The sequence below is a fragment of the Variovorax atrisoli genome, assembly GCF_014195185.1.
Lineage (GTDB): Bacteria > Pseudomonadota > Gammaproteobacteria > Burkholderiales > Burkholderiaceae_C > Variovorax > Variovorax atrisoli.
Genome location: NZ_JACIBG010000001.1, coordinates 115,545 through 132,222, shown reverse-complemented (window position 1 = coordinate 132,222; position 16,678 = coordinate 115,545). Strand labels below are relative to the sequence as shown.

General features: G+C 66.3%; 16 protein-coding genes. 5 read left to right on the top strand and 11 right to left on the bottom strand.

Annotated elements, in window-relative coordinates; translation table 11 throughout:
* Nucleotides 1-4 precede the first annotated feature (4 nt).
* The 6 genes from hscB to uvrB form a co-directional block, all read right to left on the bottom strand.
* A complete protein-coding gene (hscB, locus tag FHY06_RS00620) occupies nt 5-523 on the bottom strand; it encodes a Fe-S protein assembly co-chaperone HscB (protein ID WP_184602826.1) in 519 nt (172 codons plus the stop codon).
* A gap of 68 nt (nt 524-591) precedes the next feature.
* Entirely contained in the window at nt 592-915 is a 324-nt protein-coding gene (gene iscA, locus FHY06_RS00615) for an iron-sulfur cluster assembly protein IscA (protein ID WP_026346233.1), read from the bottom strand.
* Nucleotide 916: 1 nt separating this feature from the next.
* Nucleotides 917-1,339, bottom strand: coding sequence for a Fe-S cluster assembly scaffold IscU (gene iscU / locus FHY06_RS00610; RefSeq protein WP_019653163.1), 423 nt, complete (start codon nt 1,337-1,339; stop codon nt 917-919).
* 65 nt (nt 1,340-1,404) lie between these two features.
* Nucleotides 1,405-2,625: an IscS subfamily cysteine desulfurase gene (locus FHY06_RS00605; RefSeq protein ID WP_126184356.1), complete on the bottom strand. Its 1,221-nt coding sequence runs from the start codon at nt 2,623-2,625 to the stop codon at nt 1,405-1,407.
* Nucleotides 2,626-2,716: 91 nt separating this feature from the next.
* Nucleotides 2,717-3,253, bottom strand: coding sequence for a Fe-S cluster assembly transcriptional regulator IscR (iscR, locus tag FHY06_RS00600; protein ID WP_007828186.1), 537 nt, complete (start codon nt 3,251-3,253; stop codon nt 2,717-2,719).
* Between the two features lie 234 nt (nt 3,254-3,487).
* Nucleotides 3,488-5,605, bottom strand: coding sequence for an excinuclease ABC subunit UvrB (gene uvrB, locus FHY06_RS00595; protein ID WP_126184357.1), 2,118 nt, complete (start codon nt 5,603-5,605; stop codon nt 3,488-3,490).
* A 105-nt stretch (nt 5,606-5,710) separates the two neighbouring features.
* On the opposite strand from uvrB, the gene FHY06_RS00590 reads away from it, so the two are divergent.
* The 4 genes from FHY06_RS00590 to FHY06_RS00575 all read left to right on the top strand — a co-directional run bounded on the left by FHY06_RS00590 (nt 5,711) and on the right by FHY06_RS00575 (nt 9,772).
* Nucleotides 5,711-6,907 carry an amino acid aminotransferase gene (locus FHY06_RS00590; protein WP_126184358.1) on the top strand — a complete coding sequence of 399 codons (1,197 nt, stop codon included), beginning with the start codon at nt 5,711-5,713 and terminating at the stop codon, nt 6,905-6,907.
* A 158-nt stretch (nt 6,908-7,065) separates the two neighbouring features.
* The gene (locus tag FHY06_RS00585) at nt 7,066-8,472 is read left to right on the top strand and encodes a polyhydroxyalkanoate depolymerase (RefSeq protein ID WP_126184359.1); all 1,407 of its coding nucleotides are present in this window, start codon (nt 7,066-7,068) and stop codon (nt 8,470-8,472) included.
* Nucleotides 8,473-8,501: 29 nt separating this feature from the next.
* Nucleotides 8,502-9,137, top strand: a complete 636-nt coding sequence (locus FHY06_RS00580) for an RnfABCDGE type electron transport complex subunit B (protein ID WP_132750754.1) — start codon at nt 8,502-8,504, stop codon at nt 9,135-9,137.
* Nucleotides 9,134-9,772: a LysE family translocator gene (locus FHY06_RS00575; protein WP_184602824.1), complete on the top strand. Its 639-nt coding sequence runs from the start codon at nt 9,134-9,136 to the stop codon at nt 9,770-9,772. Before FHY06_RS00580 ends, FHY06_RS00575 begins: the two co-directional genes overlap by 4 nt.
* 110 nt (nt 9,773-9,882) lie before the next feature.
* Here the strand turns inward: FHY06_RS00575 and yedA are convergent, their stop codons facing one another.
* Entirely contained in the window at nt 9,883-10,794 is a 912-nt protein-coding gene (gene yedA, locus FHY06_RS00570; RefSeq protein WP_184602822.1) for a drug/metabolite exporter YedA, read from the bottom strand.
* Between the two features lie 144 nt (nt 10,795-10,938).
* On the opposite strand from yedA, the gene FHY06_RS00565 reads away from it, so the two are divergent.
* A complete protein-coding gene (locus FHY06_RS00565; protein ID WP_126184362.1) occupies nt 10,939-11,436 on the top strand; it encodes an Lrp/AsnC family transcriptional regulator in 498 nt (165 codons plus the stop codon).
* On the opposite strand, the gene FHY06_RS00560 is transcribed toward FHY06_RS00565, so the two are convergent.
* The 4 genes from FHY06_RS00560 to FHY06_RS00545 form a co-directional block, all read right to left on the bottom strand.
* Nucleotides 11,426-11,917: a VOC family protein gene (locus tag FHY06_RS00560; RefSeq protein ID WP_184602820.1), complete on the bottom strand. Its 492-nt coding sequence runs from the start codon at nt 11,915-11,917 to the stop codon at nt 11,426-11,428. The genes FHY06_RS00565 and FHY06_RS00560 overlap by 11 nt on opposite strands.
* Nucleotides 11,914-12,942 (bottom strand): biotin synthase BioB, encoded by a 1,029-nt coding sequence (bioB, locus tag FHY06_RS00555; protein ID WP_132750751.1) that lies wholly within the window; start codon nt 12,940-12,942, stop codon nt 11,914-11,916. The genes FHY06_RS00560 and bioB overlap by 4 nt, the downstream gene beginning before the upstream one ends.
* Nucleotides 12,942-14,990, bottom strand: coding sequence for an acetyl-CoA carboxylase biotin carboxylase subunit (gene accC, locus FHY06_RS00550; protein WP_184602819.1), 2,049 nt, complete (start codon nt 14,988-14,990; stop codon nt 12,942-12,944). The genes bioB and accC overlap by 1 nt, the downstream gene beginning before the upstream one ends.
* 124 nt (nt 14,991-15,114) lie before the next feature.
* The gene (locus FHY06_RS00545) at nt 15,115-16,659 is read right to left on the bottom strand and encodes an acyl-CoA carboxylase subunit beta (RefSeq protein WP_019653176.1); all 1,545 of its coding nucleotides are present in this window, start codon (nt 16,657-16,659) and stop codon (nt 15,115-15,117) included.
* Nucleotides 16,660-16,678 lie beyond the last annotated feature (19 nt).

Genomic DNA, 16,678 nt, shown 5'->3' with positions numbered 1-16,678 from the left:
GCGTCTATTGTCCCAACTGATCGAACTTGGCTTCGACGTCCTGTGCGAAGCGCTCAATGAACATGAGGGCTCTCACCTGCTTGGCTGCGGCAGGGTAATCGCCCTTCTCGTCGATGAGCCAGTCGAGCGACGACAGCGCCTTCGTGCGGCCGGCCTCCACCTCCGCATGGAGCCGTTCGAGCGAAGCGATGTCAGCCACCTCGTCGAGCGACTCGCGCCACTCCATCTGCTGCATCAGGAACTCGGGCGGCATCGCCGTGTTGTTCTCGGCGTCGAGCGGCGCGCCGTTCAGCTCGCAGATGTAGCTGGCGCGCCGGATCGGGTCCTTCAGCCGCTGGTAGGCCTCGTTGATGCGCACCGACCACTGCATGGCCACGCGCTGCGCCGCAGCGCCCTGCGCGGCGAAGCGGTCCGGGTGGGCCTCGCGCTGCAGTTCCTTCCAGCGCGCGTCGAGCACCTCGCGTTCCTGCGCGAAGGTCGCCGGGACGGCGAACAGTTGAAAGTCGGTGTCGTTCAGGTTCATGGCAAGAAAAAACCGCCAGCACATGACGTGTTGGCGGCCGTGGTCGCAGTCAGCGACGGCGCATCAGCTCAGATGCGGAAGCTTTCCCCGCAGCCGCAGCGGTCGCGTTCGTTGGGGTTGTTGAACTTGAAGCCCTCGTTCAGGCCCTCGCGCACGAAGTCGAGCTGCGTACCGTCGATATAGGCAAGGCTCTTCGGATCGACGAGCACCTTCACGCCGTGGTCTTCGAAGACCACGTCTTCCGGCGCCAGTTCGTCCACGTACTCGAGCTTGTAGGCCAGGCCCGAGCAACCCGTGGTTTTCACGCCCAGCCGCACACCCACCCCCTTGCCCCTCTTGCCGAGGTAGCGGGTGACGTGTCGGGCAGCGGCTTCTGTCAGCGTGACGGCCATGTCAGTGGACAGCTTCGGCAGCGGCACCGGTTTCGGTCTTCGCGCCGTGCTTGGCCTTGTAGTCGTTCACCGCTGCCTTGATGGCGTCTTCCGCCAGGATGGAGCAGTGGATCTTCACCGGCGGCAGTGCCAGCTCCTCGGCGATCTGCGCGTTCTTGAGCGCAGCCGCTTCGTCGAGCGTCTTGCCCTTGACCCATTCGGTCACGAGCGACGACGAGGCGATGGCCGAGCCGCAGCCGTAGGTCTTGAAGCGTGCGTCTTCGATCACGCCGGTTTCGGGGTTGACCTTGATCTGCAGCTTCATCACGTCGCCGCAGGCCGGTGCGCCGACCATGCCGGTGCCGACGGAGTCGTCGCCCTTTTCGAAGGAGCCGACGTTGCGCGGGTTCTCGTAGTGGTCGATGACCTTGGAAGAATATGCCATGGTGTACCTCTCAAACTTTGTTCAATCGTGGTGCCAGGTGCGGGCCTGACCTGTCGTTTCCCGGGTCAGTGGGCCGACCACTGGATCGTGCTGATGTCGACGCCGTCCTGGAACATCTCCCACAGGGGGCTCAGCTCGCGCAGCTTGGCAACGTTGTGCTTGATGGTCGAAATGGCGTAGTCGATTTCTTCTTCGGTCGTGAAGCGGCCGATGGTCATGCGCAGGCTGCTGTGGGCCAGCTCGTCGCTGCGGCCCAGGGCGCGCAGCACGTAGCTGGGCTCGAGGCTGGCCGAGGTGCAGGCCGAACCCGACGACACCGCCAGGCCCTTGATGCCCATGATCAGCGACTCGCCCTCGACGTAGTTGAAGCTCATGTTCAGGTTGTGCGGCACGCGGTGCTCGAGGTCGCCGTTGATGAACACCTGCTCGATGTCCTTCAGGCCGTCGAGCAGGCGCTTCTGCAGGCGGCGCGCGTGTTCGATGTCCTTGTGCATCTCCAGCTTGGCGATGCGGTAGGCCTCGCCCATGCCGACGATCTGGTGCGTGGGCAGCGTGCCCGAGCGCATGCCGCGCTCATGGCCACCACCGTGCATCTGCGCTTCCAGGCGCACGCGCGGCTTGCGTCGCACGAACAGCGCGCCGATGCCCTTGGGGCCGTAAGTCTTGTGCGAAGCCAGGCTCATCAGGTCGATGGGCAGCTTCGTGACGTCGATGTCGATCTTGCCGGTGGCCTGGGCAGCGTCGACGTGGAAGACGATGCCCTTCTCGCGGCAGATGTTGCCGATGGAGACCACATCCTGGATCACGCCGATTTCGTTGTTCACGAAGAGCACGCTGACCAGGATGGTGTCGGGACGGATCGCCGCCTTGAACTTCTCCAGGTCGACGAGCCCGTTTTCCTCGACGTCGAGGTAGGTGACCTCGAAGCCCTGGCGCTCCAGTTCGCGCATGGTGTCGAGCACTGCCTTGTGCTCGGTCTTCAGGGTGATGAGGTGCTTGCCCTTGCCCTTGTAGAAATTGGCCGCGCCCTTGAGGGCGAGGTTGATCGACTCCGTGGCGCCCGAGGTCCAGACGATCTCGCGCGGGTCGGCGTTGATGAGCTCCGCCACCTGGCCGCGCGCCTTCTCGACCGCCTCTTCAGCCTCCCAGCCCCATGCGTGGCTGCGCGACGCCGGGTTGCCGAAGTGCTCGCGCAACCAGGGAATCATGGCGTCGACCACACGAGGGTCGACCGGCGTGGTCGCGCCGTAATCGAGATAGATCGGGAAATGAGGAGTTACGTCCATGGCTGGCTCGTGCTGGCGTGGGGGTTGTTCTTTGATCTGGGCTGCTCAGGCTGGCGCCCGAAGGCGCCGCCGGGACTCTGACTCGGCGCTATCAGGACTTGGCGAAAGCGTTCCCGAGCGCGAACACCGAATTCGGCGCGTTCACGCGAATCGGCTTGACCACCGGCTGCGCGGAGATCGCGCGCTTGACGACCGGCTTGTTCTCGATCTGCACGCCCTTGGCGATCTGGTCGTCGACCAGCTTCTGCAGCGTGACGGAATCGAGGAACTCGACCATGCGCTGGTTCAGCGAGGCCCAGAGCTCGTGGGTCATGCAACGGCCGGCTTCGCCGAGGCAGTTTTCCTTGCCGCCGCACTGGGTGGCGTCGATAGGTTCGTCGACGGAGACGATGATGTCGGCCACGGTGATGTCCGCGGCCTTGCGGCCGAGACTGTAGCCGCCGCCGGGGCCACGGGTCGACTCGACCAGCTCGTGGCGGCGCAGCTTGCCGAACAGCTGTTCGAGGTACGACAACGAGATCTGCTGCCGCTGGCTGATCGCGGCCAGCGTGACCGGACCGGTGTTCTGACGCAACGCCAGATCGATCATGGCTGTGACCGCAAAACGGCCTTTGGTAGTGAGACGCATCGCAAGCTCCTTCAAGTGCTTACCGTTGAAACGACACCTTGGTCCAGGACCGCGGTGACTTCGTCTCCGCCCTGCCCGGCCCCTGACGCTGGTGAACCAGTCGGTAGGAGTCGGTCCTTCATCGCGAAGTTCTTCTGGTTGTTGTTGAGTATTTCGCTCAAGTATAACAGAAGGCCCCGAGGTCTGCTCGGGTAAACCCCAGCGCGGCCCGATCCGGGCTTGAAGACGTTCGCGCTACTTCCCGATGCTGACGATGTTGTCGCCGCCGGAAGCCCCGAAAGCCTGCTCCCGCAGCAGGGCCAGCTGGTCACGGACGCGGGCCGCCTTCTCGAACTCGAGATTGCGGGCGTGCTCCAGCATCTGCTTTTCGAGCCGCTTGATCTCCCGGGAGATGTCCTTCTCGCTCATGTCCTCGACCTTGGCGCGTTCCAGGTCGAGCTTGGCGGCCTCCTTGCCGCTCTTTTCGCTGTAGACGCCGTCGATCAGGTCGCGCACCTGCTTGACGATGCTGCGCGGCGTGATGCCGTTGGCCTCGTTGTACGCAATCTGGCGGGCGCGGCGGCGTTCGGTTTCGTCGATGGCCTTCTTCATCGAGTCGGTCATCCTGTCGGCGTACAGGATCGCCTTGCCGTTCAGGTTCCGCGCGGCGCGGCCGATGGTCTGGATCAGCGAGCGCTCCGCGCGCAGGAAGCCTTCCTTGTCGGCATCGAGGATCGCCACCAGCGACACCTCCGGAATGTCCAGCCCCTCGCGCAGCAGGTTGATGCCCACCAGCACGTCGAATGTGCCCAGCCGCAGGTCGCGCAGGATCTCCACCCGCTCCACCGTATCGACGTCGCTGTGCAGGTAGCGCACCTTCACGCCGTTGTCGCCCAGGTAGTCGGTCAACTGCTCGGCCATGCGCTTGGTCAGCGTGGTGATCAGCACCCGCTCGTTCTTCTCGACGCGCGTGCGGATCTCGCCCAGCACGTCGTCGACCTGGTGGGTGGCGGGACGCACCTCCACCTCGGGGTCGATCAGGCCGGTGGGCCGCACCAGCTGCTCGACCACGTTGCCGGCATGGTCCTTCTCGTACTGCGCCGGCGTGGCCGACACGAAGATGCACTGCCGTACGCGGGCCTCGAACTCCTCCAGCTTGAGCGGCCGGTTGTCCAGGGCGCTCGGCAGGCGGAAGCCGTACTCGACCAGCGTGAGCTTTCGCGCGCGGTCGCCGTTGTACATGCCGCCGAGCTGGCCGACCATCTGGTGGCTCTCGTCGAGGAACATCAGGGCGTCCTTCGGCAGATAGTCGGTCAGCGTGGGCGGCGGGTCGCCCGGGGCGGCGCCCGAAAGGTGCCGCGTGTAGTTCTCGATGCCCTTGCAGTGACCGATTTCCGACAGCATCTCCAGGTCGAAGCGCGTGCGCTGCTCCAGCCGCTGCGCCTCCACCAGCTTGCCGGCGCCGACCAGTTCCTTGAGCCGCTCGGCCAGTTCGATCTTGATGGTCTCCACCGCCGCCAGCACCTTGTCGCGCGGCGTCACGTAGTGGCTCGACGGGTACACGGTGAAGCGCGGCACCTTCTGCCGGATGCGCCCGGTCAGCGGGTCGAAGAGCTGCAGCGACTCGATCTCGTCGTCGAACAGCTCGAATCGGATCGCCAGCTCGCTGTGCTCGGCCGGAAACACGTCGATGGTGTCGCCGCGCACCCGGAACGTGCCGCGCGCAAAGTCCTGCTCGTTGCGCGTATACTGCATGCGGATCAGCTGCGAGATGAGGTCGCGCTGGCCGACCTTGTCGCCGACGCGGGCAATCAGCCGCATCTCCATGTAGTCCTCGGGGGTACCGATGCCGTAGATCGCGCTCACCGTGGCCACGATGACCGTGTCGCGCCGCTCCAGCACGCTCTTGGTGGCCGACAGGCGCATCTGCTCGATGTGCTCGTTGATCGACGAGTCCTTCTCGATGAACAGGTCGCGCTGGGGCACGTAGGCCTCGGGCTGGTAGTAGTCGTAGTAGCTGACGAAGTACTCCACGGCGTTCTTGGGGAAGAACTCGCGGAACTCGCTGTACAGCTGCGCCGCCAGTGTCTTGTTGGGCGCGAACACGATGGCGGGACGGCCCATGCGGGCGATCACGTTGGCCATGGTGAAGGTCTTGCCCGAGCCGGTCACGCCCAGCAGGGTCTGGAACGACTCGCCGTCCTTCACGCCCTCCACCAGCCCCTCGATGGCCGCGGGCTGATCGCCGGCAGGCGGATAGGGCTGGTAGAGCTCGAAGGGCGAGCCGGGAAATTTGACGAATTCGCCCTGTTTCGCCGGCCCGATCGGGTCGAGTTTCTTCAGGTCTGCTATGGCTTCGTTGTTCTCTGGCATGGCTGTTCCCGACAGGTGGCGCTCGCGCCGGTAAAATTCAAGGCAACCGGAAAGCATAAAGCCTCATCCGGTTGCAGCGCAGCTTTCATCCCAAAGGACCTTTCCATGTCTATGTTCACCGCGGTCGAAATGGCACCGCGCGACCCGATCCTCGGCCTCAACGAACAATTCGCAGCCGACACCAACCCCAACAAGGTCAATCTCGGCGTCGGCGTCTACTACGACGACAACGGCAAGCTGCCCCTGCTGCAGTGCGTGCAGGCGGCCGAGCAGAACATGATGAAAGCGCCCACCGCGCGCGGCTACCTTCCCATCGACGGCATCGCCGCCTACGACAACGCCGTCAAGGCTCTGGTCTTCGGTGCCGACAGCGAACCCGTCACCTCCGGCCGCGTCGCCACCATCCAGGCCATCGGCGGCACGGGCGGCCTGAAGGTCGGCGCCGACTTCCTGAAGAAGCTCAACCCCAACGCCAAGGTGCTGATCAGCGACCCGAGCTGGGAAAACCACCGCGCGCTCTTCACCAACGCCGGCTTCGAAGTCGAGAGCTACCCCTACTACGACGCCGCCAAGCGCGGCATCAACTTCGACGGCATGCTGGCCGCGCTCAACGCAGCTCCCGCCGGCACCATCGTCGTGCTGCACGCCTGCTGCCACAACCCGACCGGCTACGACATCACCCCGGCCCAGTGGGACCAGGTGGTCGCCGCCGTCAAGGCCAAGGGCCTGGTGCCGTTCCTCGACATGGCCTACCAGGGCTTCGGCTACGGCCTGAAGGAAGACGGCGCGGCCGTCGCCAAGTTCGTGGCTGCCGGCCTGACCTTCTTCGTCTCGACCTCGTTCTCCAAGAGCTTCAGCCTCTACGGCGAGCGCGTCGGCGCCCTGTCGGTGCTGTGCGAGAACAAGGAAGAAGCCGCCCGCGTGCTGTCGCAGCTCAAGATCGCCATCCGCACCAACTACAGCAACCCGCCCACGCACGGCGGCGCCGTGGTGGCCGCGGTGCTCGGCAACCCCGAACTGCGCGCCCTCTGGGAGAAGGAACTGGGCGAGATGCGCGTGCGCATCAAGGCCATGCGCCAGGCGCTGGTCGACGGCCTGAAGGCCGCCGGCGTGAAGGAAGACATGAGCTTCATCACCACCCAGATCGGCATGTTCAGCTACTCGGGCCTCACCAAGGACCAGATGGTGCGCCTGCGCAGCGAGTTCGGCGTGTACGGCACCGACACCGGCCGCATGTGCGTGGCCGCGCTCAACAGCAAGAACATCGAGCACGTCTGCGCTTCGATCGCCAAAGTCATCTAGGTGACAGCAATGTGTGAGGGAATCCGCCACGGGCGACGATTCCTTCACACTCTTTCCCGGAAGAGCCCCGGCGGCGAGTGAATGTAGGGGTTAGGCCTCCTGCAACGCAGCGGATGCGCTGATATATTGCGCCGCAACATTCCACTCCAAGACCTCCGATGCTCTATCAACTCTACGAAGCCCAGCGTTCCCTGATGGAGCCGTTTGCGGACTTCGCACAGGCGGCCTCCAAGCTCTACAGCCCTGGTGCCGTGTGGGGCCAGCTTCCAATCTCCCAGCGCATGGCCGCGAGCTACGACCTGCTCTACCGCCTGGGCAAGGACTATGAGAAGCCCGAGTTCAACATCAAGTCGGTCAAGGTCGATGGCGCGGAAGTGGTGATCCAGGAGGTCGTCGAGTTCGACAAGCCCTTCTGCGAGCTGCGCCGCTTCAAGCGCTTCACGGACGATCCGCACACCCTCAAGACGCTCAAGAGCCAGCCCGTGGTGCTGATCGTGGCGCCCCTGTCGGGCCACTACGCCACGCTGCTGCGCGACACCGTGCGCACCATGCTGCAGGATCACAAGGTCTACATCACCGACTGGAAGAACGCACGCATGGTGCCGCTCGCCGAAGGCGAGTTCCACCTCGACGACTACGTCAACTACGTGCAGGAATTCATCCGCCGCCTGCAGGCCGAATACGGCAACTGCCACGTGGTGAGCGTGTGCCAGCCGACCGTGCCGGTGCTCGCGGCCGTCTCGCTCATGGCCAGCCGCGGCGAGGCCCTGCCGCTCACCATGACGATGATGGGCGGCCCCATCGACGCTCGAAAGTCGCCCACCGCGGTGAACAACCTCGCGATGAACAAGAGCTTCGAGTGGTTCGAGAACAACGTGATCTACCGCGTGCCGCAAGGCTTCCCTGGCGAGGGCCGCAGGGTGTATCCGGGCTTCCTGCAGCACACCGGCTTCGTGGCGATGAACCCCGACCGCCACGCCAGCAGTCACTACGACTACTTCAAGAACCTGATCAAGGGCGACGACGCCAGCGCCGAGGCCCACCGCAAGTTCTACGACGAGTACAACGCCGTGCTCGACATGGACGCCGATTACTACCTCGAGACCATCCGCACGGTGTTCCAGGAGTTCGACCTGGTCAACGGCACGTGGGATGTGCGCAACCCCAAGGGCCAGCTGGAGCGCGTGCGCCCGCAGGACATCCGCTCGACCGCCCTGCTCACCGTCGAAGGGGAGCTCGACGACATCTCGGGCTCGGGCCAGACCGAGGCCGCGCACAGCCTGTGCACCGGCATCGCGAACGACAAACGCGAGCACTACGAGGTCAAGGGCGCCGGCCACTACGGCATCTTCAGCGGCCGCCGCTGGCGCGAACTGGTCTACCCCAAGATGCTGAAGTTCATCGCCGCCAATGACCAGCCGCAAAGCCGCGCCAGCAGCCGCGGCGGCCTGGGCGCCGAAGACACCGTCAAGCCCGGGCGCAGGATTCCCGCTTCGGTCGCTGCCAAGAAGGCGCCGGCGAAGAAGACCGCCACCGTGGCGGCGAAGAAGCGCGCCGCCTCCTGAGGCGGCCGCGCATCGACGACAACAGCCAGGTGAACGGGCTCGCCGCACGCATCAACGACGCACTGCCTCAGACGCAGTGCACACGTTGCGGCTACCCGGATTGCGCAGGCTACGCGCAGGCCGTGGCCGACGGCGAGGCCGGCATCAACCAGTGCCCGCCGGGCGGCGCCGAAGGCATAGAGCGGCTCTCCCGCATCACCGGCCGCCCAGCCCTGCCCCTCGATCCCCAGTTCGGCATCGAAGGTCCGCGCGCCATGGCCGTGATCGACGAGGCCTGGTGCATCGGCTGCACGCTGTGCCTCGACGCATGCCCCACCGACGCCATCGTGGGCATCAACAAGCGCATGCACACGGTGATCGAAGCCCATTGCACGGGCTGCGAGCTGTGCATTCCGGTCTGCCCCGTCGATTGCATCTCGCTCGAGGTCGAAACGCCGGGCCGCAGCGGCTGGCAGGCCTGGTCGGCCGAGCAAGCCGACAGCGCGCGCGCCCGCTACGAGGTGCACGGCAGGCACCGCAACACCGACGCCCGCCTTGCCGAAACAGCCCCCGAAGCCGAAGCCCCCCAGGACGCCGACGCCCGCAAGCGCTCCATCGTCGAGGCCGCCCTGGCGCGCGCCCGCGCCACCTCCCTGCAGCGACGCCCTCCCGCTGGCAAAGCATGACGCTCGACACCCTGCTGATCTACGTCGTCGCCTCGCTGGCGCTGGCCCTGATTCCCGGGCCGACGATGCTGCTGGCGCTGTCCAACGGCATCGAAGGCGGCATGCGCCGCGCGAGCTGGGGCATCGCGGGAGCGTCGCTGGGCAGCAGCACGCTGATCGCGGTCGTGGCGCTCGGGCTGGGGTCGCTGCTGGCGGCCTCCGAATGGCTCTTCAATGCCATCCGCGTGGCCGGCGTGGCCTATCTGGTTTGGCTGGGCATCAAGCTCTGGCGCAGCGAGGCGACCGACCTGCGCACCGCGGTGGCCAGGTCGCCGCTCGAAGCGCGGCCGCACGGGCGCATCGCCCTCCTGCGCAGCCTCGCGGTGGCGCTGTCGAACCCGAAGACGGTGCTGTTCTTCGCGGCCTTCCTGCCGCAGTTCGTCGACATCACGAAGCCGCAGGGCCCGCAGTACCTGCTGCTGGGCGCGGTGTTCGTCTCGCTCGACACCTGCGTGATGCTGGCCTACGCGGGCGCCGGCACGCAGGCCGTGCGGTTCCTCTCGCAGCGCGGCATCCGGCTGATGAACCGCGGCTGCGCGGCCGGCATGTGGCTGCTGGCCGCCACGCTGGCCGTGTGGCGCCGCCCCGGCTCGTAACAAGTTCTCCCCCAGGCTTCGCGCACTTCGTGCCGCTGCGCCAGCCCCTTCCGGGGGCAACACCTGCGGCCTGGCAAAGCCGGTTCCGCGGTGTTCCTGGCAATCCCGGTTCAACCTCTGCGCTTGAAGAGCATCAGCAGCACGCCGGCCAGCACCACGGCCACGGCGTACCACTCGAAGCGCGTGACGGCCTCGTTGGCGATCCACACGCCCAGCAGCATCGCGATCACCGGGTTGACGAAGGTGTAGCTCGCGGCCAGGCCGGCCGGCGCACGCGCCAGCAGCACCATGTAGGCATTGAAGGCGATCAGCGAGCCGAACACCACCAGGTAGACCCAGGCGGCGAGCGCCTCGGGCCGAGGCGGCCAGCTCATGGTCTCACCCGAGACGGCCGCCAGCCCCATCAGCACCACGCCACCGCAGAGCATCTCGCTCGCGAAGCCCATCGCGCCGGGCGCGAGCGGCCGGCTGCGCTGGCTCAGCACGCTGCCCAGCGACCAGCAGGCGGTGGCGATGCAGATCGCCACCAGCCCCTCGGGCGACGCGCGGAAACCGCTGCCCTGCGTGAGCATCAGCACGCCGACGAGGCCGAGCGCGATGCCGGCTGCTTCCAGCTTCGACGGTTTCACGCCCCAGATCAGGTTGAGCAGCGCGATCAGCAGCGGAATCACCGCGATGAACGCCACCACCAGCCCCGAGCCGATCGACACCTCGGCGTAGGCCGTTCCGCCCATGCCGCCGCCCAGCATCAGCGCGCCGACGATCAGGGCGTTGCGCCACTGCGCGAGCGACGGCCACGGCGCCCCGCGCCAGCGCATCCAGGCCGCGAGCAGCACGCCCGCGAACAGGAAGCGCGAGCCCATCTGCAGGAAAGGCGGGAAGCTGATCAGCGCGTACTTGATCGCGAGGTACGTCGAGCCCCACACCAGCCACGTGGCGGCGAGGCAGAGCCACAGCAGCGGCGGCAGCCCTGGCCGGGCGGCGCCGGGCGAGGCGTGTGCGGGAGAAGCGAGGGTCGGCATCGAGGTGTCTCTTCTTGTCTTGGGTCCTGGCGCCCGATGTCGGGTTGGTCTCGGGGCGTCGGTCATGGTATGAAAGCCGACCCGGCGCAGCCATGCATGTTTCATGGTTCTGCGCTCTTCCCACCGTCGATTTGAAGGAGTTGCATGGACTTCGCCTTGAACCCCGCCCTGGACGCCCACGACACCCGCATCCTGGCCGAACTGCAGGCCGACGCGCGCCTGACCATGGCCGAACTGGGCCGTCGCGTGCACCTGAGCCAGCCGGCCGTGACCGAGCGCGTGAAGAAGCTGGAGGCCGCCGGCGTCATCAGCGGCTACCGCGCCACCGTCAACCTCGGCAAGCTGGGCTACGGCATCCGCGCCATCATCCGCGTCGGCCGTGCCGACTACGACCTGGTCGTGAAGCTAGTGCAGGAGACGCCCGAATGCGTCAATGCCTACAACGTGACCGGCGAGGACAGCTGGATCCTCGAGATCGCGGTGATCGACGTGAGCCACCTCGACGCGGTGGTCACCAAGTTCTGCATACTGACCGAGACGGCGACCTCGATCATCCTGAACCCGGCGCGCGAGCACCAGCCGATGCTGCCGCCGCGCAGTTCGGACGTGAAGCCGCCCATCAGGAAGATCGTCAACGCGTAGCGGCCAGCGCGCCGAAGGCCGCCACCACCTCGGGCGGCGCCTGCACCATCTCGATGAGCACGCCCTCGCCCGCGATCGGGAACTCGTCGTTCGCCTTCGGGTGCAGGAAGCAGATGTCGAAGCCCGCCGCACCCTTCCGGATGCCGCCCGGCGCGAAGCGCACGCCCTGCGCAGTGAGCCATTCGACAGCCCTGGGCAGGTCGTCGATCCACAGGCCCACGTGGTTCAGCGGCGTCGTGTGGACGGCGGGTTTCTTCTCGGGGTCCAGCGGCTGCATCAGGTCGACCTCGACCTTGAACGGGCCCGCGCCCATCGCGCAGATGTCCTCGTCGACGTTCTCGCGCTCGCTCTTGAAGGTGCCGGTGACCTCGAGCCCCAGCATGTCGACCCACAGCTTCTGCAGCCGCAGCTTGTCCGGCCCTCCGATAGCGATCTGCTGGATGCCCAGCACCTTGAAGGGACGCTTGGTGACGGCGGTCATGCTGCGCACCCTTCCGCCTGCTCCTGCACCTGGCGCGCATTCAGGCCGAGCTTGCGCAGCAGCACCGTGTCGGCCTCGACGTCGGGGTTGCCGGTGACGAGCAGCTTGTCGCCGTAGAAGATCGAATTGGCACCCGCCATGAAGCACAGCGCCTGCACCGCATCGCCCATCTGCTGGCGGCCGGCGGACAGACGCACGCGCGCGGTCGGCATCGTGATGCGCGCGACGGCGATCATGCGCACGAAGTCGAAGGGATCGACCGGCTCCGAGTCGGCCAGCGGCGTGCCGGGCACGCGCACCAGGCTGTTGATGGGGACCGATTCCGGGTACGGATTCAGGTTGGCCAGCTGCGCGATCAGCCCTGCGCGGTGCACCGGCTGCTCGCCCATGCCGACGATGCCGCCGCAGCACACGCTGATGCCGGCGCTGCGCACGTTGGCCAGCGTGTCGAGACGGTCCTGGTAGGTACGCGTGTCGACCACGTCGGTGTAGTACTCGGGCGCGGTGTCGAGGTTGTGGTTGTAGTAGTCGAGGCCGGCGGCCTTGAGCTGGTGCGCGTGGTGCGGCTCCAGCATGCCCAGCGTGGCGCAGGTCTGCATGCCGAGGCCTTTGACGGCCTCGACGAGCACGGCGACCTTCTCGACGTCGCGGTCCTTCGGTGCGCGCCATGCGGCGCCCATGCAGAAGCGCGTGGCACCGGCGTCCTTGGCCGCCTGCGCGGCGCGGACCACCTCTTCGACCTCCATGAGCTTCTGCGCCTTCACGCCGGTGTCGAACTCGGCCGACTGCGGGCAGTAGCCGCAGTTCTCGGGGCAGCCGCCGGTCTTCACCGACAGCAGCGTGGCCAGCTCGATGTCGCCTTCGGGGAAATGCTGGCGGTGCACGGTCTGCGCCTCGAACAGCAATTCCATCAGCGGCTTGTCGAGCAGCGCCTGGATCGCCTCGACGGACCACGGACCTTGCGGCGTCGCGATCTTCGCGGGCCGGTGGAGCGTGACTGCTTGTTGGAAGTCGTTGGCACCCATCAGTTGAACTCCAGAATGATCTGATCGACGGCGAGCGATTCGCCCTTGTTCGCCGAAATCTTGCCCACCACGCCGTCCTGCGCAGCGAAGAGCACGTTCTCCATCTTCATGGCTTCGATGACGGCCAGCTTCTCGCCGGCGCGCACCTGCTGCCCCGGCTGCACCGACACCTCCACCAGCAGCCCCGGCATCGGCGACATCAGGAACTTGCTGAGGTCCGGCGGCGCCTTGTACGGCATGAGCTCGAGCAGCCGCGCGCCCAGCGGCGACAGCACCATCGCCTCGATCTGCGTGCCGTCGTGCGACACGCGCAGCGCCAGCGGGCTCTTGCCCGCGCCGCGCTCCACCTGCGCCGTGAAGGGCTTGTCGTTGGCGATGCCCTGCACGCGGATCGCACCCAGGGTGGAGTTGCTGTCGATCTTGTAGGTCTTGCCGGCCACGGTCACCGAGCTCGCGCCGGTCTTGCCGTGGAAGTCGGTCACCGAGACCGGGTGATGCACGTGCTTGCCTTCGGGCCCCAGCTCGACCACCACGAACTGCTCGCCCACCTTCACGCCGTGCCCTTCGAGCTGCCCGCTGATGCCCGACGCCCGCGCGCGGTAGCGGCGATGCACGTAGGCCGCCAGCGCGACCAGGAACGAGGGATCAGCGTGCGGCACGTCCTCGGCGTGGAAGCCCTTGCCGTAGTGCTCGGCGATGAAGCCGGTGTTGAAGTCGCCCGAGACGAACTTCGGATGCGCCAGCAGTGCCGCCTGGAACGGGATGTTGCTGCTGATGCCGCGGATCACGAAGCCGTTGAGCGCCTCGCGCATGCGGGCGATCGCATGCTGGCGGTCCTTTCCGTGCACGATGAGCTTGGCGATCATCGAGTCGTAGTACATCGGGATCTCGCCGCCCTCGTACACGCCGGTGTCCACGCGCACGCCGTTCAGGTGCTGCGTGTCGCTCGCGAACATGGTCTCGCCCGGCGGCTGGAACTTCACCAGCCGGCCGGTGGAAGGCAGGAAATTGCGGAACGGGTCCTCGGCATTGATGCGGCACTCGATGGCCCAGCCCTCGCGCTTCACCTGCTCCTGCGTCAGCGGCAGCTTCTCGCCGGCGGCCACGCGGATCATCAATTCGACCAGGTCGAGGCCGGTGATGCACTCCGTCACCGGGTGCTCCACCTGCAGGCGGGTGTTCATCTCGAGGAAGTAGAAGCTCTGGTCCTTGCCGACCACGAACTCCACCGTGCCCGCGCTCTGGTACTTCACCGCCTTGGCCAGCGCCACGGCCTGCTCGCCCATCGCCTTGCGCGTGGCGTCGCTGATGAAGGGCGACGGCGCCTCCTCGATCACCTTCTGGTGGCGGCGCTGGATGGAGCACTCGCGCTCGTTCAGGTAGATGACATTGCCATGCGAGTCGCCCAGCACCTGGATCTCGATGTGGCGCGGCTCCTCGACGAACTTCTCGATGAACACGCGGTCGTCGCCGAAGCTGTTGCGCGCCTCGTTGCGGCAGGATGTGAAGCCCTCGAAGGCCTCCTTGTCGTTGAAGGCCACGCGCAGGCCCTTGCCGCCGCCGCCGGCCGAGGCCTTGATCATCACCGGGTAGCCGATGTCCTTGGCGATCTCGACCGCACGCTCCGCCGTCTCGATGGCGTCGTTCCAGCCCGGAATGGTGTTGACCTTGGCCTCGTTCGCGAGCTTCTTGGAGGCGATCTTGTCGCCCATGGCCGCGATCGAGTAGTGCTTGGGCCCGATGAAGGCGATGCCCTCTTCCTCGACCTGCCGCGCGAAGGCTTCGTTCTCCGACAGGAAGCCATAGCCCGGGTGCACGGCCTCGGCGCCGGTCTTCTTGCAGGCCGCGATGATGCGATCGGCCTGCAGGTAGCTCTCGCGGCTGGGCGCGGCGCCGATGTGCACGGCCTCGTCGGCGAGCTCGACGTGGCGGGCCTCCTTGTCGGCGTCGGAATAGACGGCGACTGTGAGGATGCCCATCTTCTTGGCCGTCTGAATCACACGGCAGGCGATCTCACCGCGGTTGGCAATCAGGATTTTCTTGAACATGCTATTTACGTCCAATGTCTTTCAAGGGAACACCGCGGAACCGGCTTTGCCGGGCCGCCGGTGTCGCCCCCGGTAGGGGGTTGGCGAAGCGACACGAAGTGCGCGAAGACTGGGGGCGAGCCATTTAGAGCGGAATGTTCCCGTGCTTGCGCCACGGGTTCTCGAGCTTCTTCTCGCGCAGCATCACCAGCGAGCGGCAGATGCGCTTGCGCGTCTCGTGCGGGAGGATCACGTCGTCGATGTAGCCGCGCGCGCCCGCCACGTAGGGGTTGGCGAAGCGGGCCTTGTACTCGGCCTCGCGGGCGGCGAGCTTCTCGGGGTCGTTCTTGTCCTCGCGGAAGATGATCTCCACCGCGCCCTTGGCGCCCATCACCGCGATCTCGGCGCGCGGCCAGGCCAGGTTGACGTCGCCGCGCAGGTGCTTGGAGGCCATCACGTCGTAGGCGCCGCCGTAGGCCTTGCGGGTGATGACGGTGATCTTCGGCACCGTGCATTCCGCGTACGCGTAGAGCAGCTTGGCGCCGTGCTTGATGATGCCGCCGTACTCCTGGCCGGTGCCGGGCATGAAGCCGGGCACGTCGACGAAGGTGACGACAGGGATGTTGAAGGCATCGCAGAAGCGCACGAAGCGCGCGGCCTTGATGCTGCTCTTGATGTCGAGGCAGCCCGCCAGCACCAGCGGCTGGTTGGCGACGATGCCGATGGTCTGGCCTTCCATGCGGGCGAAGCCGATCACGATGTTCTTCGCGTAGTCGGGCTGCAGCTCGAAGAAGTCGCCGTCGTCCACCACCTTCAGGATCAGCTCCTTGATGTCGTAGGGCTTGTTGGGGTTGTCGGGCACGAGCGTGTCGAGCGAGTAGTCGAGCCGGTCGGCCGGGTCGCCCAGGCCGTTGTTGCCCAGGCGTACCGGCGGCTTCTCGCGGTTGTTCAAAGGCAGGTAGTTGTAGAGGCGGCGCAGCATCATCAGCGCCTCCACGTCGTTCTCGAAGGCCATGTCGGCCACGCCGCTGCGCGTGGTGTGGGTGATGGCGCCACCGAGCTCCTCGGCGGTCACGCTTTCGTGCGTGACGGTCTTCACCACCTCGGGGCCTGTGACGAACATGTAGCTGGAGTCCTTCACCATGAAGATGAAGTCAGTCATGGCGGGCGAATACACGGCACCGCCGGCGCAGGGGCCCATGATCATGCTGATCTGCGGCACCACGCCCGAGGCCATCACGTTGCGCTGGAACACGTCGGCATAGCCGCCGAGCGAGGCCACGCCTTCCTGGATGCGCGCGCCGCCCGAGTCGTTGAGGCCGATGACCGGTGCGCCGACCTTCATGGCCTGGTCCATCACCTTGCAGATCTTCTCGGCATGCGCCTCGCTGAGCGCGCCGCCGAAGACGGTGAAGTCCTGGCTGAACACGAACACCAGGCGGCCATTGATCATGCCGTAGCCGGTGACCACGCCGTCGCCGGGCACCTTCTGCTCGGCCATGCCGAAGTCGACCGAGCGGTGCTCGACGAACATGTCCCACTCTTCGAAGGTGTTGTCGTCGAGCAGCAGCTCGATGCGCTCGCGCGCCGTGAGCTTGCCCTTGGCATGCTGCGCGTCGATGCGCTTCTGCCCGCCGCCGAGACGCGCCTGGGCACGGCGCTTTTCGAGTTGTTCGATCAGTTCTTGCATGGTGTGCTTTCGAAGCTGT